At 74.4% G+C, this 1195-nt stretch carries 2 protein-coding genes; both read left to right on the forward strand.

The window, feature by feature from the left end:
* Positions 1-122: biotin/lipoyl-containing protein (locus E4099_RS32165; RefSeq protein ID WP_135341308.1), on the forward strand; the 122-nt coding region annotated here is incomplete at its 5' end.
* A 193-nt stretch (positions 123-315) separates the two neighbouring features.
* Entirely contained in the window at positions 316-912 is a 597-nt protein-coding gene (locus E4099_RS32170; protein ID WP_386390034.1) for a TetR/AcrR family transcriptional regulator, read from the forward strand.
* Positions 913-1195: the final 283 nt, after the last annotated feature.

Below are 1195 nucleotides of genomic sequence, written 5' to 3' on the forward strand. Positions count from 1 at the left end.
TGGAGGCGATGAAGATGGAACAGCCCCTGAACGCGCACCGGGCGGGCACCGTCAAGGGCCTGAGCGCCGAGGTCGGCTCCACCATCACCGCCGGCGCGGTCATCTGCGAGATCAAGGACTGACCCAGCCCCCGACCCCCACACGAGACAGGCCCGGCCAGGCCCACCCGGCCGGGGACCACCGCACCCCCACCCCGATTCGGGGCGGGGGTGCGGTCAGTTCGCCCGTCCGCCACCTCGTGGACACCGCCCCCGTGATCCGGCAGCGGGTGGCATCCTTGACCCACGGGGAGCCAGACGAAGGGAAGGACCGGCGATGGCGACCGACACCGCACGGGAACACGGCCTCCGGGCGGGCCGCCCGATGCGCGCCGACGCCCGCCGCAACTACGACCGGCTGCTCGCCGAGGCCCGTACCGCGTTCACCGAACACGGCACCGACGCCTCGCTGGAGGACATCGCGCGCCGCGCCGGCGTGGGCATCGGCACCCTCTACCGGCACTTCCCCAACCGCACCGCTCTGATGGGTGCCGTCTTCTACGGCGAACTCGACGCCCTGCTGGCCCGTTCCCGGGAACTGGCCGAGGCCGAACAGCCCTGCCGGGCCCTGGTGGACTGGCTGCGCGCGATCATCGACCACGCCACCACCTACCGCGGGCTGTCCCGCGCCTTCCTCTGCGCCGCCGCCGAGGAGTGCACCGAACTCGCCCGCTGCAGCGAACCGATGCAGGAGGCCGGGAGCAGACTGCTCGCCCGAGCCCAGCAGGCCGGCTCGGTGCGGGGCGAGGTGGACATCGCCGATCTGATGCAGCTGACCAACGCCATCGCGCTGGCCGTGGAACAGTCCCCGGACGACCCGGAGTTGGCCGACCGCCTGCTGACCCTCACCTTCCACGGCCTCAAGGCCCGCTGACCGACGGCCCGGAGAGGGCACCGCCCTCCGGTCAGGGCCCCAGGCAAGGCTCCCCGGCCACCGCCCCAAGAAGGCTCCGGCCACCGGCCGACGCCCGGAGAGCACTCCCCTGACCACCGGCCGCGGAAAACCGCTCCCGCTCCCTCACCACCGACCCCGCCCAAGGCTCCGGCCTCGGAGAGGAGCGCGCGGCCCCCACGGCCGGCGGGAACGCGCTACCGCCGGCGCGGGGCCAGATCCGCCACCCGGCCGCCGCCCCCGCCGTCCACCACCGGCACCGCCC

The sequence above is a fragment of the Streptomyces palmae genome (genome assembly GCF_004684805.1).
Lineage (GTDB): Bacteria > Actinomycetota > Actinomycetes > Streptomycetales > Streptomycetaceae > Streptomyces > Streptomyces palmae.